Source organism: Pseudarthrobacter sp. J1763 (genome assembly GCF_050490295.1).
In the GTDB taxonomy this organism is placed as follows: domain Bacteria; phylum Actinomycetota; class Actinomycetes; order Actinomycetales; family Micrococcaceae; genus JBNPEO01.
The window spans coordinates 11,669-28,740 of record NZ_JBNPEN010000015.1 but is presented as its reverse complement, the minus strand read 5'-3'; the positions used below and the strand labels follow the sequence as shown (position 1 = coordinate 28,740).

The window sequence follows — 17,072 nt, the reverse complement described above, 5'->3', positions numbered from 1 at the left end:
GGTTCCCCTCCTTGGTGTTATCTCTCAATGTCCGGGCGGGCACTCCCGTTTCGGGTGTCCGCGTGGGTGCGTGCCTGCACGTATTTCGGCGGCAGCACGGAGCCCGCGGACCGACCGGCAACCTGGCCGGCTGCACTCGCGCGTACCGCGGCGATCGCTTCGCTATCCGCTGTGGGCGTTGTCGCTGGGACGCTGGGTAGTGCGGCCGCGACGTGACTCAGGTGGTGCTTCACCATGTAGCTGATCTGGCGTGCTCGGCGCAGATCATTTGATGCCTTGTGCATGTCGTGGACGGCCTTGGCGACGTTGAGCAGCTGGCGCAGCATGATCGCCTGCGCGGCGGTTCCGGCCCCGCCCATAGTGGCTGCCATGAGCATGAGCGAGGCTCCGCGGGCAGATGGTCCTGCGCTGCGGATGGGACGGACGGGGTAGCGCCGCAGTTGTGCTGTCTTGGACAGCTCGTCGGCTGCTGCTGCGAGTGGTCCTGGCGTTGGTTCGGTGGCTGTCGACCAGGCAGCAAACGCACCCGACGTTTCGCGGGCTACGTGCGCCCAAGTCGCGTGATCGTCCAGCGGAACGGAGCGCAGGGTTTCGCGGAGACGGGCGACTTCGTCGCTGTACTGCTCCCACATTTGGGGGTCCGGTTCGTGGGCTTCACGGCCGGTGGTGACCGGGCGGCGTCCACGGGCTGCTGCCTGCCATTCGGCGACGGCTTCGGTCGCCCCTTGCGGGGTGTCCTGCCATTCGGTGCGGAGCTTGGGCAGCGCGAGGTCTTTGGCGAGGTGGCCGCCGCCGAACCAGACCGGCCGGCCACCTTTGGGGGGACGTTCGGCCACGCTGTAGCCGACCACGACGTCGTCGCGTCCGGACGCGTACCGTGGCCGGACCAAGGCACCGGTACGGCGGACACGGCGGACGAATTCTGCCTCGTCCTGGGCCGCGGTCGCGCAGGCACGGACCTTGCGTTCCAAGGACCGGCGTTCCGGTTCGGGTGCGCCGCGCCGTGCGGAGGCTTCGCGTTCACCGGGACGCAGACCGCGGGTGGAATGCGTGGGTGAGAGTTCTTCCAGGCCGTACTTTTTCTCGAGCGCGCGGGCTACTTGCTGTGCGCGTGGGAAGTCCCGCCAGCTGCTCCATTTGGTGCCGTCCTCGCGGACCATGGACGCTGCGATGTGAATGTGGTCGTTCCCGGCTTTGCTGTGGCCGTGACGGATGGCTACCCATTGTGCCGGTGCACGGCCGCTGGCTTCGGTGAACCCCATGTCGTCCATGAAGTCCTGGGCGATGGCCGCCCATTTCTCGTCGGTGAGGTCGCCTTCTTCGGCACGCAGTGACAGTGAGCAGTGCCAGACGTGTCCGCCGGGAATCTCGACACCCAGGACGCTACGGGCGCGGTCAAGTTCCTTGGCAATGGCCCCGGCGGCGTCGGCGTTCAGTTCGTCATCGTTGTGCCATGCCATGATCGACGGTGAACCTGCGACCAGGTGCGGGTCGGTGTGCTCGTTCGCCCTCCCGGGACCGGCAAGATAGGCGATGAGCCCGTGCATGCGGGTGCCTTTGGTGATGTTGGGAATCATCAGCGCACCATCGAATCCAGCATCGTATTGAGCCGGTCGCCGACGGCCCGGACACGGGTCAACACGGTGCGGGCAGCTTCCGGGAACTCGTCGGTGGCGTTGGCGTGCCGGGCCAGCTGGTTGACGTTGTTCGACAGGGCTGCAAGGTAGCGGCGTGCGGCCATGAATTCCACCGCAATCGCCCGGCGTTCAGCCAGCGACTCGGAGTTTTCCGCGTACAGGGCCGCGCTGACAAGGATCTCCGATGGGCTGCGCCCGGTCCGTTCTTCCAGGACCTTCAGCTGCGCCCGTTCGAACTCCGACATCGACACGCGCACGTACTGGGTGTCACCGTCAATGTTCGCGCGGCGGCGGCGGGCGAACCGGCGGGGAGACTTCGGCTCTTCGCTCATCCCGTGCCCCTCCCCCACATGCCCAGCGCAGCGCCCCGGAATTTCCGGGCCGACACCTCAGTGTCGCCGATCAGCGCCCGCAGGCTGTGGATCGACACGCGGGTTATGGCACATAACCATCTAGCTTGCTCCGGAAATTCAGCTGCGCCCTTATTTGGCGCTTTGGTGATTGCTCGGTACTGCCCTGCAGGACGCTTCGCGTCTGACTTGTTCACAACGACTGCGTCGTTCCGTTTCGGCTGGTGAGGCTACTGCCCGGTCCTTCCTTGGCAAGTCTCCACGGCCGGCTTTCGCGGCATATCCTCGCTCCGCTCCGGTATTCCACGGTCCGGCCACTCCGACTGGCCAATTCCTTCACCGGCCAAGTTTCGGCAAGCGTGCCGAAAGGAACGCGGCATAGGGATAGCGGAAGGTACAGTTTTGGCTCTCATCTCACCAACCACAGTGGCCAGGCAATACGGCGTCTCATCGACGCAACTGCGACAGTGGCGGCGGCGGGGCATCGGCCCCGAATACTTCCAGTTCACGGCACGAACCGTCAGCTACTCTGAGGAGTATCTGCGGGACTGGTTCAGCGATCCCCGTAACGCCGGCGTTCTGGCCGGTGTTACGGAAGCGGCGCGTGAATCGCTGTGCGCCGAGGGGCGCGTCAGGCGCCGGACAGCCGCCGAGTAATCGTTAGGCTGGATCCTATGGCTACCCTCGACATTGAACAGACACGCAACCAAGCCCGCGCCCTGCTGGACTCCCGCATTGAATCCGTCACCGCCCTGGTGAAGAGCCGCCAGCGCATCGATGATTTGCGGGATCAGCTCGTCGCGGCTGAGCGCGATGACAAGCGCGCCTATGTGCAAGCCACGCGGGACGGATGGAGCGCCGATGAACTCAAAAAGCTTGGCCTCGAACCGGCGGCTGCAAAGCGCCGGCGGACGGCAAAGCGCTCCACAGGGTCGGACCAGGGCAGCGACCAGGACACCGGCTCATCCTTCGCCGAACAGTGACCCCCACATCCATGCCTTGGGTGACACAAGATCCGTGGAGCTGACACCCGAAAAAGGCTGTTGGACACAAAAAAGGACCGGAGCAATCCGGTCCTTTTTTGTCCTTCGGCAAAAGGAAATCTTCAATCCACTCTAGCCCACCCATGGTGGTATGCCTGGTAACCAAGCAACGGCATCCTTTTTCGACGCTGAGCAGCTGCCGGCAGCACGCGAGCTTGCACCCTGGTATGCGCGGCACTTTGGTGAGGGGCGTGGCGGGGTGCGCGGATTGGCGGTCCGCCGCTGGTGAGCAGTTGCTGTGGTTCGCCTCTGGCTGCGGACCGCCCGATTTTTGGGAGGTTCCCGGCCCTGTCGTGGTGATCGGCGGATGCCTTGCCGGGCGGTGGGGTTCCGCCCGGCAAGGGGTTCTTATGCCGTCTCGAGTTCTTCCTCTGCTGGTTTACCGCTGTCGATGATCAGCAGTTCAACAACTGATGGCTTGTATCCCCAGTGGACCAGTTGGTTCAGGTAGTCCCGGTGGGTCTGTGAGGGGGAACGCCACGAGTCCTTGGCGATGGTCTTTTCGTAGCCCGCGCAGATGAGCGCGATCAGGGAAAACTCGGGGCGGGCCGTGGATTTGGCTACATGGGTCCGGAGCGGGTTCCACGCCCAGGTCTTGGCTTCATCCACCTTTGCACCAACCATTCTGGCGGCTACCTCGCCGTCGTAGCCGCTGGCCGTTTCCGGGTGGTGGGTGATCGCGCGGACGGTGAAGTACTGCCAGCCCTTGGGCGCCTGCTTTTTCGCCAGCAGGCCGGTCACGAATTCACGGCGGACCACCTGCGCGGACAGCATCGCTTTGTTGTTTTCAATCAGGGTTTTGCGCTCGGCCTTTTGCTCTTCGGTCATCGGTCCTTTCTGCGCGGGGCGGCCGCCGTCGTAGCGTTCATACTTCGGCTCAAAACCTGTCTCCTTCCAGCCCGCGATCACGGAGTGGGTCCGGTGCTGGCCCCGGTAGTCCGTGGTGATCAGGACGGCGTTGGCATCATCCTCGGTGGCAGGCTCACCGTCTGCGCGCTTCGCGGCGGTGACGTAGAGGTTGTCGTCGTCGGCGTAGTGTCCAGCGTCTTCCACGATGGTCTTGCCCTGGGTTTCGAGTTCGGCGATCAGCGCGGCGAGGGCGGCTGCGCTTTCGCGCCGGTCTCGCAGGCGCTGGGCGACGTGCAGGAGCTGGTCAGGTTCGTCCTTGATGACCGACTCGAGCTCGGCCGAGGCCTCTTCGTCTGATTCAAACTCAGCCATGATTAGCGCTTCTTCGATGGTCCATCCTTTGCCGAGGGCGGCGGCTCCCGCGTCGGAGGACTTGGCCTTCAATGCGGACTCGACGGTGGTCTTGGTGCGTCCGGTCTTTTTCGCGATCGTGGCTGCGGATACACCGATCAGGGACAGCTGGTGGTATGCGTCGGCCTCGTCGGCTTCGGTCAGTTCGGCGCGCTGGATGTTCTCCACCACCTGGGTCACGATGCGTTCTGCTTCCTCGGGGGACTCGATGATCATCACCGGGATCAGGGGTCGTTCTGCTTCGACGGCGGCGCGGGTGCGGCGCTGGCCCATCAGGACGTGCACGATTCCGTCGTCCTTGCGGTGGGCGATGACCGGTTCCATCACGCCGTGTTCCTTGATGCTGGCGATGAAGTCAGCGGTCAGGGCTGCGTCCTTACGGACGTTGATGTCCACGGTCAGGGTGGCGGGGTCGAGCATTTCGAGCGTGGGTGCTGCGTTCATGGTGTTGCTCCTTTTTTGCCGAAAGGGTTGGTGGGTGGGGCGGCCTGTGGTGACCGGCCAGCGTCCCCTCTCCCCCGTTGTTTTGGCTGCTGGCGAAGCTTGCGGAGCTGTGGCCGACGGAGGCCTGTCTACCCGTAGGGCAAGGGGTGGGAAATTCCCGGAGGAAATCAGCGACGAAGGAGCGCCGCAGGGACATTTCCTGCACCGCAGGCCGCTGGAGGAACGACAGGGGCTAGAGGGGCCGGAGCGGGCACGTACAATCCGTCAGGACAGCAGCCAATAGCGTCGCAGACAGAGCAGGTGATGACGGGCAGGAGTTCTGCGACGGGCCGGCAGCACCAACAGCCGGCCGCGGCAGCGGACGCCCTTCAACTAGTTGCAGCGCAGCGGAAACCAGGGCGAGCCCTGCGAGCCTGCCTTTCACCCCCCGGGATCCACGGATAACCTCACCCGGCCAGCTGCCCAGGGATGCCGCCGGCGGCCGCCGCCCGGCACCTGGTTGCTGCGGGATGGGCGGTCCGCCGCCGGCAACCATCCGCGAAAGCCGGCCACGGGCGGCGGACCGCCCGCGGTGACCGGCCCCGAAAGACCGGCCACCCTTTGTGGGTTAGCTGGCGAGCAGTTCGGTCAGTTCGGCCGCGTCGGTGACCAGCGCCGCGCCGCCTTCTTTCAGTAGCCGGTGGCATCCTGCGGAGTTGGCGCTGTGGACGCTGCCGGGGACGGCGGCGACGTGCCGGGCGATGGTTTCGGCGTGGTGGGCGGTGTTCAGGGCACCGGAGCGCCAGCGGGCTTCCACGACGCAGGTCACGCCGGCCAGCGCTGCGATGATGCGATTCCTCTGCAGGAGTATTTACCGGACTAAGTCTCCAGTTCACGGTGTGTGTCGTGGGTTCCAACCATGTCTGGGAGGCGCATGATTTGCTCATGAATTTCTCAGAGTCTGACTTTGCGCCCCGCCGCGTAGAGGACCTGGACGTCAGCGATCTTGGACGTGTTGTTTCCCGTTCCGGAGTCCCGGGATTCGTCATTGTTGACGCCTTGGAGAAGGAGTTCGGGCCAGGGACGGAGTACCTGCTCGAACTTGCGGCGACAGACTATTCGACGCAAACGCTTCGAACCTATGCCTTGTCGCTGCTACGGTTCCTTCGATTCTTATGGGCTGTTGATGTCAGCTGGGACCGGGCCACGTCCGTCGAAGCGCGCGATTTCGTGTTGTGGGCCCGTCAGGCAGAGAAGTTTGTGGGGAACCGGAACGATCCCCAGCGACGGGGGAGCAGGAACCTGGTCACCGGGAAGAAACACCTGGGGATGCGCTACTCCCCCGCCACGATCAACCACACAACGACTGTCTGCAAGGCTTTCTATGCCTATCAGCTTCGCGTGGGCAGTGGGCCCATCGTGAATCCCTTTGATCTTCGCCGCGGGCGCGCTCATGCGCACCACGCCCCTGATCAGGAGTTCATGATCGGGAGGCGGCAACCCTTGCGTCAGCGTGAACAACACCGGGTGCCTCGGTCAATCCCAGACCGGAAGTTCAACGAGCTTTTTCGCCGTTTGCGGTCCAACAGGGACCGTGCCTTGGTGGCGTTCTACGTCAGCAGCGGAGCACGGGCCAGCGAACTGCTCGGCCTGACCGGGGACCGCGTTAACGTCGGGGACCAGCTGATCGGGGTTTATCGGAAGGGAGGTCAACTGCAGTGGTTGCCTGCCGCTCCTGATGCCTTCGTCTGGCTTCGGCTCTATCAACTCGAAGGTGGTGTTGCTGGTCCGGACGAGCCAGTTTGGCTCATGTTGCGGGGCGAGCCACGACCTTTGAACTACGACGCCATGCGGGCTGTCCTGAAGCGTTGCAACGACATACTCGGAGCGAACTGGACCCTGCACGATTTACGGCACACGTTCGCGATCCGGGCGCTCGAGGGAGGAATGGGCCTTCACGAGGTCCAGGAACTGCTGGGGCACCAGTCACTGAATACGACCACGGTTTATGCTGCCCCACACATGGAGGACGTCATCGAGCATTACCGCACCAAAATGGCCACCAAAGCTCCTACTTCCAGCGATAGATCACCGGCCGGGCAACCCTATGATCCTGACGAGTTGCGGGTGCTCTGGGGGAACCAGTGAAAGCCGCGCCGCCCGAGGGGACCCGCGCCGCTCGACGAAGCTGGAATGACCTCACTCCGTTGCCGCCAGAGGAGCAAGCCCTACCTGCACCTGAACTGGTCCCGCCAGGTCCTCTGAACACGGCCCCCGTTGAAACCATCATCGGCCGCCTGGTCGATTGCGGCCCCTATTGGCCGCGGGTTGAACGACATCGATCACGGATCAGGCGAATCCTCGGTCACTTGAGCCAGTTGCCGGGCGAGTCCTGGCAGGACCGTTGGATGTTGTTCGAGGATCAGGTTGGTGATGACACTCTGAAGTGGCGGGTCAGGCTCTCAGCCGAATCACCGCATCCTGGGGGTCACAACGAAATCCAGGCACTCCATGCAGCGATGGGTCCCCTGCTTGCCTTGGACGTCATGCGCCCTTCCTACGGGTGGATCACTGCTCAGCGCTTCGCGTTCTGGAAGGCGCTCAGCCGCTTCCGGGACCCTGTTCATACTGCTGAGGTCGAGCAAGCCCTGGTACGGGCCACGAGTTCAGCGGTTCAGGCGAATAACGGCTTGCTTACTTTGGGGCGTATTCAAGCCCATACCGGCAAGTCCATTCGCCAGATCACCGCCGAAGACATCCTCGAACTGACCGCACAAATGCCGGGAAGGATGATCAACTTTAGCCGGAGCGGGCTGAACGCCGTTTGGCCTGCGCTGCATGGTCTGGGATGGATAAGCCACGAATCCGGGGCCATGCCCTCACGGAGGCGACGGGGACAACGAACCGTGGAGGAACTGGTCGACTATTACGACATCACCGGCCCTTGCCGGGAGCCACTTATCCATTACCTGAAGGTGCGCTCGGCCAGCCTGGACTACTCCTCGGCCTATGGTTTGGCCAGAAACCTGGCTGGCGTTTTCTTCTCCGACATCCTGAAACACTTCCCTGACCAACACACGTTCGCCTTAACACCGCAGCAAGCCGCTGACTGGAAGAGCCGCGTGAAATTCAAGGCCGATGGGACGCCACGCCGTGACGCTCACGCCATCTACTTCGCCGTCCGGGCGTTCTATCTAGACATCAGCCAGTGGGCTCTTGAAGACTCGTTCTGGGCGCAATGGGCCGCCCCAACCCCCATAACCTACGCTGAAACACGCGGTTATCTGAAGCTTCGACGCACCACCACGGCAACCATGCAACAACGAACCCGGGAACTGGCTCCCGTCCTGCCCCGCCTGGTCGAGGCCGCCGAACAGGCCCTCCGCGCCGCCGAGGAAACCCTGGCTGCTGCCACCGCGGCCGGCGCCGGCAACACTATCGACGTGGCCGGTGAGAGCTGGAAAGTCTTCCAGGCCAGTGACCAAGCACCGGTACGGATACGTCGTGACGGGAAGGATCGGGACGTTTCCTTCGAGGAAGACAACGCGTTCTGGGCCTGGGCACTAATGGAAACACTCCGCCACACAGGGGCAAGGATCGAAGAAGTCCTCGAACTCGTCCACATGAGCATTCAGCCCTACAAAGTTCCGGCAACCGGGGAAACCATCCCGCTGCTGCACGTCGCCCCAAGCAAGACAGACACCGAGCGGCTCATGGTGGCCAGTCCCGAACTCGTCCACGTCCTCTACCGGATCCTCTCGCGGATAACCAAGGCCACCGGCAGCGCTCCTCTGACACAACGCTGGGACCCAGCCGAGAAAGTGCTCAGCTCGCCCTTGCCTCACCTGTTCATACGCCGTTACGGCGCCGGGCCCCACCGGGTTCTGTCAACGGCCACCGTCGCAGCGCTGCTCAATGATCTGGCAAAGCGCGCGAACATCAAAGTCGGTGGATCCGAAGTCAGGTTCACCCCGCACGACTTCCGACGCATCTTCGCTACCGAGGCCCTCTCCAGCGGCCTGCCGCCCCACATCGTTCAAGTGCTGATGGGCCACGCCAGCCTGGCCACTACACAGGGATACGCAGCGATCTACCCCCAAGACGTCATCCGGCACCACCGCACCTTCATCGAGAAACGGCGCGTCACCCGCCCTACCGAGGAATACCGCGAACCAACAGCCGCCGAATGGGATGAATTCGAGGCACACTTCGTCCAGCGCAAACTCAGCCTAGGCAGCTGCGGCCGCGCATACGGCACAGGCTGCCAACACGAACACGCATGTCTGCGCTGCGCTCTCCTCCGTCCCGATCCCAACCAGATCAACCGGCTTCAAGACATCATCGATAACCTTGAAGAACGCATCACCGAAGCCGAACAGCACGGCTGGCTAGGTGATGTTGAAGGGCTTCGCGTCACGCTCAACAGTGCCGAAATGAAGCTCGCCCAGATGTTCAAACTGCAGAGCCATCAGAAATCGGAAGCCGTCGACCTAGGCATCCCCCGCTCTCGGTCGGCTTTCAATCGTGAAACCTGACCGAGGGCCCGGAGCCAAACGCGGCATGACCGCTCACGCGGCCAGCATCAATGTTCATCACCCAACGAACGGTGGAGAATAGCGCCATGGGCGGATCGATGTATGAGCGCAGGGACTCCGTCCCGAACCACTCCTCCCTCCGTGACCGCATGAGGGCGGAACTCGAAGCCTTTGGCCCCTATGCAGTCCGCACCGACACAAAGGGAATCGAGCCTGGCAGCGTATCCACACCCGCACGGCGAGGTGCAACCGGAGAGACAGTTATTGCCCGCTTCGCCATCGCGTCAGGACCGGGCACCGGAGCCGACGCACCCGAGTGCCTGGCGACCTTTAAACCCGACCGATCCGGCCCTTATCACGCCGCATTCCTCATGACAGCCCTTGCCAACGAGCTGACCGAGTTTGCCAGGGCGCGGTTGCTTTCAGGTCTCGCCGACACCCTCAGATCTATCAGCTTGGCGCAAGGCACCCCGCACAGCCTGAACGTCGACGACCACCCCATCCTCGGTTGGGCCCTGTTCGCGAACGGCGCGACGGGAATAGCCTGCGAACACCATGACCGGGTATTCATGTGGCTTGGTACGGAGCAAGCGGTCATACCCGAGTCGATCTATACAAAGACAGTGGGCGGTCTCCGTCTGAGGGCGCGCATTTTTTGAGTCCTACCTAGTACTGTTTCGCAGGTCCAGCCTCCGTAGTCCGGATAAGGAAGCGGTACCGGGTGGGCGCGGATCCTGGGGGCAGTTCGGACAGGGTGAGTCCGGTGGCGCGGATCGCGGCGGCGAGGTCGGCGTTTCCGGATGGGTAGTCCCGGTCCAGTCCTCCGGCGAGGACGGCGATGGTGGCGGGGCCTTCTCCGGTGCTTCCGGCCAGTGCGGCGCGGTGGGCGTGGGCGTCGATGCCGTAGGCGAGTCCGGCGATGACGCAGATTCCGCGCTGGGCCAGGCTGTGGGCGATGTCGCCGGTGACGGCTGCGCCGTAGCTCGTGCAGTCACGTGATCCGGTCAGCGCCGCGCAGCTGGAGGGGTCGGGGATCCCGTTGCCGATGTTGCCTCGATACCAGAGGCCCAGGGGCGCGTCCGGTAGGTCGTCCAGGCCGGTGGGCCAGTGCTCATCCCCTGGGATCAGGAACCCGCCGCCCAGGCGTTCGATGGTGGCCAGGTCCTTTTCCGGGTCCAGCTCCGGCACGCGGGGGGCCCAGCGCTTTAGCGCGGCCGCCAGTTCCTCGGCCGTCACCTCCGGGAGGGTGTGGGCGGGTTGGGCGCCGGTGGCGAGCCGCAGCGCGGCGTACGCTCCGAGCCGGCCCACAAGGGTCCGCCCAATGGTGTCGTTGGGTTCGAACAGGCGGGTTAGGGCTGCGCGGGCAATGCGGTCGTTCATGGTGTTGCTCCTTTTTTGCCGAAAGGGTTGGTGGGTGGGCCGGCCTGTGGTGACCGGCCAGCGTCCCCTCTCCCCCCGACGCTTCTATGTCTGTCAAGCGGATGGAAAGTGGCTGCGGGTGCTGACCACCGGCGTCCCCTCTCCCCAGGCGTTTTTTGCCTGCTGGCGGAGCATCGCGGAGCTGTACCCGACGGAGCCGGGGCAACCCGAAGGGCAAGCAGCGGATGGATTGTGGGAGGAAATAAGCGAAGCGCCGACACAAGGCATCGGCTGTGCAGCCGTCCGCAGGACGGTTGAGCCGGTGGAGCGGGCACGTACGATCCGCAGGACAGCAGCAAAAAACAGAAAACGCTTTTACAGCCCGAGCGCAGCGAGGACCGATCCCCTAACGCAAGCGCTGCATGGGCGAGGCTGGAAACGGTGTCAGCCGTCACCCGCTCTTCAGGAGCACCTACAGGGTGCTGTTCTGGCGCGCAGCGAGGGCCTGCTGGTGGCGGTAAAGCGTTGCACGGCTCCAGCCCACGAGCCGGGCCGCGTCTTCCGCGGTACGGCCCTTCGAGCGGGCGTCCTGGGCGATCGCGAGTTTGTCCGCGATGACGGCCGGGTCGGACACCGGCCGGCCGAAGCGGGTTCCGTTCTGCCTGGCGGCCGTGATGCCGGCGTTGACCCGCTCGATGATCAGCTCGCGCTCATACTCGGCGAGGGTGGCGAGCATGTTCAGCATCAGCCTGCCCGTTGAGGTCGCGGGGTCGATGCCGTCTGAGATGGATCGGACGTGGATGCCGCGGTCGCGCAGCAGGGTTACGGTGTTGAGCACATCGATCAGCGACCGGCCCAACCGGTCGACCCGCCACACCACAACGGTGTCACCCTCCTCGGCGTACTCGAGAAGTCTTCTCATTCCGGGCCGCTCGATGGCGGTCTTGCTGCCCGAAGACACGTCAGCGAAGACGTCGCGTTTCTGCACGCCAGCGGTGACCAGCGCGTCCAGCTGCAGCTGGGCATCCTGACTGGAAGTGCTGACGCGCGTGTAACCAAGTTGCCTCACCAGGCCATTCTGACTCGAAAAGTCCCCGATGTACCCTCGGCGAGACGACTAGTGGCGAGACGCGTTTCCGAGACGCAGGCAGCCCTGCTTTCCCGCAGACCCGACCGGCCCATCCCTGCCCCGAACGGGTGTCTTGAAAAGCTGTTGTTTATTGCGACCTCCGCAGACCACCAGTCGCCCACAGAAGCCGGAGATTCTGTGCTGCGCGTAGCCGCTGTTAGCTCAACGTCAGAGTCACTCGGCCCGGTATCGATGCCCGACAGGGGGTGCCGTGCTTCGTTCTGAATGCAGTTCCGTAGATAACCCGCACAGGCCCCTTCAAAAAACAGGAGTCTTCGCGTCATGTCTCGTGACGGAGGAGCGCCGACAGTTTGTAAGGTCTCCGGCGGTGCCTGTGCTGATCCCTGCTTCCTGGGCGGTTTTGCCTACCGCCCGCAACGTTGTCCTATGGAGCTTCGGTGGTGGTTTGCTTGCCGTCATCCATCATGACGTGCTCATTCTCGAATATGGTGTAGCCACGTACCTGTAGAGTCACTCGCTCCCAGTCTCCTGCCGGTCCTTCTGCCGTCTGATGAGCATCAGTCCCACTATGTTGGCGATAAGGAGAAGGCCACCAATGGAGATAAGTACGAACTTGACGGATATCCACGCGGGGGCATCGGGCTGGGCAATAACTGCCGTTATGAGGATGACCGCCCCTGCGAATATGCCGCCCGCACTGGGAAACGCTCGCTTCTGCATAGTTCACCTTTCTAGATATAAGGAGTGGGAGCTGATTTCCATTCAGCCGGAATACTCTGGAAACTGACCAGAACAAGCAGTCAGTGTGCCTGCGAAACCTCCCAAACCAATAGCGGCGGTAACCCATCCGCTGAAACCGCCTGATGCCACAAAACTAAGACCAAAGACAATCGAGTCGACTTTGCAAGAAGGGGTCATTTCTGGAGCCGGCGGTCCGTACCAGCCGCATTCCGGCGTGTCCCTATTGAAGGAGTAGCAGACCAGCCCCGTGGGGTCGGTGTTGTTGATGGGGTTGGCGCCGGCGTAGAGGTAGCGGTTTTGTTCTTGGTTTGAGGGGTCGGGTTGGGTGAAGCGGCCGCGGGAGGGGTTGTAGTAGCGGGCACCGAATTTGATGCGGTTGCTGGTGGTGTCGTTGTAGCCGCCGGCGTAGGTCCAGGGGTTGGTTGCGGCTTGGGTTCCGCTGGAGCTGGTGTGGACGCCCCAGGAGTCGTATTTGTATTCGACGGCTTTGGCCTGGGCGCTGTCGGTGAGCAGGACGGTTGAGCCGATGGCGTCGGTGGTGTAGTAGAAGCTGGCCCCAGTGCTGGTGCGCATGCTGATGAGCGTACCGTCGGGGTCCCGGATAAACGAGGTGGCCGCCCCTGACTTGGTTTGCTGCGTGAGGCCGAGGGAGCCGTTGAGGAACGAGGTCGACCCGGCCGTGGTCCGTTCGTCGTTGCGTGTTCCGGCGTAGGTGTAGTTCGTTACGGTGGAGCCGCTGGTGTTGGACGTGAACTGGTCGAACACGTTGTAGGCCTGCGTGGTCCCGGCGGACCCGGCGAGGGTGGTGTTGCCGTTCGCGTCATAGCCGTACATCACGGCGCCGGACGGTGGTGCGGCGCAGGTCCCGGTCGCGGTGGCGTGCCAGCAGATTTGGTCCGCGGCGTTGTACGCGTAGTACACGGTCGCGGCCCCGGTCTCGGTGTCGGTGAGCCGGTTGCTGTTGGCGTCGTAGGTCCAGGATTCGGTGACGGTGCCCTTGACCGCTGAGGTGAGCCGGTTGAGCTTGTCGTACCCGTAGGTGGTGACCGAGCCGGAATCGGTGGTCATGGTCTTCCGGAGCCCGCCGTCCTTGGCCCCGTTGAGGGTGTAGGTGTAGGCGCGCTTTTCCAGGACCGTGCCGCCTGTGTTGGTCGCGCTGATGTCCGTGATCTTCCCTGCCCCGTCGTAGGTGGTGGTGTTTTTCACCCCGTTCGGGTACTTGGTGACGGTGCGCCGGTTGGCGTTGTCGTACTCGAAGCCGGTGCATTTGGTGCTGTTCGGGAACACCGGGGTGGCCGGGCAGGACCCGCCCGGTTCGGCCAGGGCGGTCAGCCGGTTCGCCCCGTCATACCGGTAGGTCACGGTCCCGAGCGGGTCCACGCTGGTGAGGATGTTCGAGGCCCCGTCGTAGGTCACGGTGGTGGTCACCCCGCCGATGGTTTTACCTGTGGGCCGGTTCTGCGCGTCCCAGGTGTAGGTGGTGGTCCCTGCCGCATCGACCCGGGTGGTGAGGTTCCCGGCATTGTCGTAGGTGTACGCGACGCAGGTCGCCGGGACACAGGTCGCCGCGTAGCGGACCTGGGTCAGGCGGTCATTGTTGTCATAGGTATAGGTGGCGGTCTGGTTCTTACCGTCCTTGGCCGTCGCGACCCTGCCGGCCGCGTCATAGGTGTACGCGAGGGAACCCAGCGGAGCTGGTCGGGTCACCGTGACCGGGTTCCCGGCCGCGTCGTAGCTGTAGGTGGTTTCGTTGCCGTTCCCGTCCGTGGACCGGCACAACGACCCGGATTTCGCCCCGCAGACCGTCCCGGCAGCGTCACCCTGGTAGTAGCGCCGGGGCGTGCCGCCCAGGTTGTCAGGGGTCAGGATCGCTGAGGGGTTTTTGGTGTTCGGGTCGTACTGGATAGTGCTGGTGTTTCCCTCGCTGCTGGTGGATGTGTCCGGGCGGTAATTCAGCAAAGGATCCCCCACCGCGGTCGGATAGGTGAAGGAGGCATCCCCGGCCGTGCCCGAGGCGCCGGCCAGCGGGGAGGTGATCTTCGTCAGCGAATTATTCGCGTTATAAGCCGCCGTGGTGGTCTGGCCCAAACCATTCGTGGTGGTCATCCGGTTATCGTGCCCATCGAAGGTGCCCGAGGACTCATTGCCGTTCGGGTCCGTGGCCTTCAGGACCCGGGTTTTGCTCGCATCCAGGGTGTAGGTGGTCTGTTTGCTGTTCGGGTCGGTCAGGTAGGACAGGCTGCCGTCGGCGTTGTGGGTGAGGGTCCAGGTCGCGGCCGCGGACGAACCCTGGCCGTAGGTGACAGTGTTGACCCAGCCGTCCGCTGCGTAGGTAAGGGCGGTGGTGTTGGTCCGCCCGTCGGTCAAGGAGCTGAGTTTCCCGCCGGTGTACGCGAGGGTGGTGACCGCGCCGGTGGCGTCCGTGATCTTGGACATCCGGCCTTCACCGCCGCCGTATTCAATGTTCACGGTCCGGTTCAGGGAGTTATCGGTGATCGCGGAGGGCTGGTTCAGGTTCCGGGTGTCGTTATAGACGTAGGAAACGGTGCGGCCCTGGGTGTCCGTGGTCTGGGTCAGCCGGCCGTTGCCATAGGTGTAGGTCACGGTGTTCGGGTTGATGGTGTTCGCATCGACGGACCGGACCAGGGCAAAGTTCGTCCCGTCGTCCTGATAGACGTTGGTGACCCCGGTGTCGTTGAACCGGAGCCAATACTCCGTGGTGGAGACCTTCGTGAGGGAGGCGTTGAGCTCCGGCGCCATCGTGAAGACACCCTCAGTGTTGATAAAGGTGTACCAGCCACCGTCCGGGGCCGTGTACATCATGTTCCCGGTGGCGGGGTCGACCCGCAGCGCGGTTTCCAGCCGGCCCATCGAGAGCGTGGGGCGGTGGTCGTACTTCGAGTTGTACCGCCAGGCGACGTTCATGTCCTGCCCGATGCCCCGGAGATTGAACAGCCGGCCCGTGAACACCGCGTTGCCGTTCGTCGGGTTCAGCGCCAGCTTCGCAGCGTCGGTCAGCGTGTGTCCGACCATTGAGGCCTTGCCCCGCGAGCCTGACTCGGCCCCGTTCACGGTGACCGGTGGCAGCAGGTTCGCGTTGCTGAACCACCCCTGGGAGTCGAGGATGACGTGGACGTTACCGGGCCCGGCGTTGTAGATCTTGACCTTTCCGGTGACGGTGCTGGGCCGTACCACGACGGTGTTGGACACCGAGTCCGCGGTGTAGTTCACGGTGCTCGTACCGGGTTGAGTCTCATCGGAGGGCCATACGGTCAAGTTGCCGGTCCCGGTCGTGATGGGCGTGATATTCATGGCCACACCCGCCAGGCTAGTCGAGGCCGCGGGCAGCCCACCCACCCCGGCGATCTGCACCTCCACCGAGCTGAAACCGCTGACCGGGGTGTTTGAGACACGGGAATCATAGATCCGGGACTCGACAGTGGTGAACGCGCTGTCGGAGACCTGCCCATCGAAATAGCCCTGGATATCCACCAGGACGTGGAAACCCGTGGCCCACGGCTGGTTGTGCTTGATATCAACCACGCCCGCTGCGTTCAGATTCAGAACCGCCGAGACAGCCGTCGTGGCCGAGCCGCGGAAATTGATCGTGGTCCCAGGGTCAGCGCCGCCGTCGAAACCACCCCCGGGCTGGGTCGTGAAAGTGAGCTCGGCCGTGTCATTGTCATTAAGCACCGTAATGTTCGCGAAGACCGCTGTCGCCGTATCCGGAACCCCTCCCTTGCCCTTCAAGGCCAGGCTCTTGATCCCCGCCCCTGACCATTGACCGGCCGGGTACCCGGTGCCGTTACGGGTATCTACTACTCGGGATTGAGGGACGGAAACGAACGCGCCCGGAGCCGGAGTGTCACCTGCAGTGAAATAGCCCTGGACATCGACAATGAACTGCTGCGAGGACGTCGAGTACAGCGCCAGCTTCCCGTCGGTTCCGACCGCGACCGCCACCGTGTTGGAGATCGTGTCATTCTCCCCGGAATACAGGTTCGTCGTGTCATGGTGCCGGGCGGTGTTGGGCACCAGTTGGGCGACGTTGACACCCGTTCCATTCACCACCGTCAAACTCACCAGGACCGCATCCACACCGCTGGTCGGCACCCCTGCGGCGCCCAGAACCTGGAAGGGATGCCAGGTCTGCGCCGTCACCGGCCCGGTGATACCGCCCAGCCCAGAGCGCGTGTCCAGCGCACGTCCCTGGACCGGGACAAAAACGCCGGCCTGCACCGAAGGTGTCGACTGAGCCGGCACAACCGATGGAGCCTGTACAGACGCCGAAGCCACCGACGCGGGCGCTGCGACCAAAGGAGCGGCAAACGCCGGGGCGCTAAACCCGGCAACAGTGACCGTAAAAGCAACAACAGCAGCGATAACAACCCTGACAGCGGTAAAACCAGCTGAAACAGGCCGGAAAAGGGCAGGCCGGATCAGGCTCGGAACAGTAGACATCCCCCAAGAACTTTCTACGAATGATCCGCGGCAATCCCCAGTTCACCGAACGCCCAAACCCCCAACGAGTGATGCCCCGACGCTAACCGTCCCCGGATAAGGCGGCAATGATATTGATCAAAACCTTGGACAAACCTGAGGAGATACCCACCAGCCTGGGCAGCGTTCTTCGT

12 protein-coding genes and 2 pseudogenes are annotated in these 17,072 nt (G+C 63.6%); 7 read left to right on the top strand and 7 right to left on the bottom strand.

From position 1 onward, the window contains the following. Window positions 1–17: 17 nt before the first annotated feature. Together ACQQCD_RS12560 and mobC are read right to left on the bottom strand one after the other, a co-directional pair. On the bottom strand, window positions 18–1,577 hold the full coding sequence (locus ACQQCD_RS12560; RefSeq protein ID WP_364274837.1) for a relaxase/mobilization nuclease domain-containing protein: 1,560 nt from the start codon (window positions 1,575–1,577) through the stop codon (window positions 18–20). Then, window positions 1,577–1,969, bottom strand: a complete 393-nt coding sequence (gene mobC, locus ACQQCD_RS12555; protein WP_364274839.1) for a plasmid mobilization relaxosome protein MobC — start codon at window positions 1,967–1,969, stop codon at window positions 1,577–1,579. The genes ACQQCD_RS12560 and mobC overlap by 1 nt, the downstream gene beginning before the upstream one ends. 420 nt (window positions 1,970–2,389) lie before the next feature. On the opposite strand from mobC, the gene ACQQCD_RS12550 reads away from it, so the two are divergent. The 3 genes from ACQQCD_RS12550 to ACQQCD_RS12540 all read left to right on the top strand — a co-directional run bounded on the left by ACQQCD_RS12550 (window position 2,390) and on the right by ACQQCD_RS12540 (window position 3,259). Next, entirely contained in the window at window positions 2,390–2,644 is a 255-nt protein-coding gene (locus ACQQCD_RS12550; protein ID WP_364274841.1) for a helix-turn-helix transcriptional regulator, read from the top strand. A 17-nt stretch (window positions 2,645–2,661) separates the two neighbouring features. Next, window positions 2,662–2,970 carry a hypothetical protein gene (locus tag ACQQCD_RS12545; protein WP_364274843.1) on the top strand — a complete coding sequence of 103 codons (309 nt, stop codon included), beginning with the start codon at window positions 2,662–2,664 and terminating at the stop codon, window positions 2,968–2,970. 151 nt (window positions 2,971–3,121) lie between these two features. Then, entirely contained in the window at window positions 3,122–3,259 is a 138-nt protein-coding gene (locus tag ACQQCD_RS12540; protein ID WP_430268706.1) for a hypothetical protein, read from the top strand. Window positions 3,260–3,378: 119 nt separating this feature from the next. On the opposite strand, the gene ACQQCD_RS12535 is transcribed toward ACQQCD_RS12540, so the two are convergent. Together ACQQCD_RS12535 and ACQQCD_RS12530 are read right to left on the bottom strand one after the other, a co-directional pair. Next, window positions 3,379–4,734, bottom strand: coding sequence for a ParB/RepB/Spo0J family partition protein (locus ACQQCD_RS12535; protein ID WP_400635662.1), 1,356 nt, complete (start codon window positions 4,732–4,734; stop codon window positions 3,379–3,381). Between the two features lie 607 nt (window positions 4,735–5,341). Beyond that, window positions 5,342–5,578: pseudogene (locus ACQQCD_RS12530) on the bottom strand (DNA-processing protein DprA); the annotation flags it as partial. Window positions 5,579–5,658: 80 nt separating this feature from the next. Between ACQQCD_RS12530 and ACQQCD_RS12525 the strand changes: the two are divergent. From ACQQCD_RS12525 to ACQQCD_RS12515, 3 genes are all read left to right on the top strand, one after another. Next, entirely contained in the window at window positions 5,659–6,861 is a 1,203-nt protein-coding gene (locus tag ACQQCD_RS12525; protein WP_430268705.1) for a tyrosine-type recombinase/integrase, read from the top strand. A 221-nt stretch (window positions 6,862–7,082) separates the two neighbouring features. After that, window positions 7,083–9,248 carry a tyrosine-type recombinase/integrase gene (locus ACQQCD_RS12520; RefSeq protein WP_430268704.1) on the top strand — a complete coding sequence of 722 codons (2,166 nt, stop codon included), beginning with the start codon at window positions 7,083–7,085 and terminating at the stop codon, window positions 9,246–9,248. A gap of 86 nt (window positions 9,249–9,334) precedes the next feature. Continuing rightward, window positions 9,335–9,907, top strand: coding sequence for a hypothetical protein (locus ACQQCD_RS12515; protein WP_430268703.1), 573 nt, complete (start codon window positions 9,335–9,337; stop codon window positions 9,905–9,907). A 40-nt stretch (window positions 9,908–9,947) separates the two neighbouring features. Here ACQQCD_RS12515 and ACQQCD_RS12510 read toward each other — a convergent pair. Next, window positions 9,948–10,628: pseudogene (locus ACQQCD_RS12510) on the bottom strand (DNA-processing protein DprA); the annotation flags it as partial. Window positions 10,629–11,079: 451 nt separating this feature from the next. Beyond that, entirely contained in the window at window positions 11,080–11,676 is a 597-nt protein-coding gene (locus tag ACQQCD_RS12505) for a recombinase family protein (RefSeq protein WP_166841821.1), read from the bottom strand. Between the two features lie 388 nt (window positions 11,677–12,064). Here ACQQCD_RS12505 and ACQQCD_RS12500 point away from each other — a divergent pair, with 388 nt between their 5' ends. Next, entirely contained in the window at window positions 12,065–12,205 is a 141-nt protein-coding gene (locus ACQQCD_RS12500; RefSeq protein ID WP_430268702.1) for a hypothetical protein, read from the top strand. A 254-nt stretch (window positions 12,206–12,459) separates the two neighbouring features. On the opposite strand, the gene ACQQCD_RS12495 is transcribed toward ACQQCD_RS12500, so the two are convergent. After that, the gene (locus tag ACQQCD_RS12495; RefSeq protein WP_430268701.1) at window positions 12,460–16,899 is read right to left on the bottom strand and encodes an RHS repeat-associated core domain-containing protein; all 4,440 of its coding nucleotides are present in this window, start codon (window positions 16,897–16,899) and stop codon (window positions 12,460–12,462) included. Window positions 16,900–17,072 lie beyond the last annotated feature (173 nt).

Coding starts and splice junctions, on each gene's coding strand:
- ACQQCD_RS12545 (WP_364274843.1), top strand. CDS start 2,662: ATGGCTACCCTCGACATTGAACAGACACGCAACCAAGCCCGCGCCCTG.
- ACQQCD_RS12515 (WP_430268703.1), top strand. CDS start 9,335: ATGGGCGGATCGATGTATGAGCGCAGGGACTCCGTCCCGAACCACTCC.
- ACQQCD_RS12525 (WP_430268705.1), top strand. CDS start 5,659: ATGAATTTCTCAGAGTCTGACTTTGCGCCCCGCCGCGTAGAGGACCTG.
- ACQQCD_RS12495 (WP_430268701.1), bottom strand. CDS start 16,899: ATGTCTACTGTTCCGAGCCTGATCCGGCCTGCCCTTTTCCGGCCTGTT.
- mobC (WP_364274839.1), bottom strand. CDS start 1,969: ATGAGCGAAGAGCCGAAGTCTCCCCGCCGGTTCGCCCGCCGCCGCCGC.
- ACQQCD_RS12535 (WP_400635662.1), bottom strand. CDS start 4,734: ATGAACGCAGCACCCACGCTCGAAATGCTCGACCCCGCCACCCTGACC.
- ACQQCD_RS12560 (WP_364274837.1), bottom strand. CDS start 1,577: ATGATTCCCAACATCACCAAAGGCACCCGCATGCACGGGCTCATCGCC.
- ACQQCD_RS12540 (WP_430268706.1), top strand. CDS start 3,122: ATGCCTGGTAACCAAGCAACGGCATCCTTTTTCGACGCTGAGCAGCTG.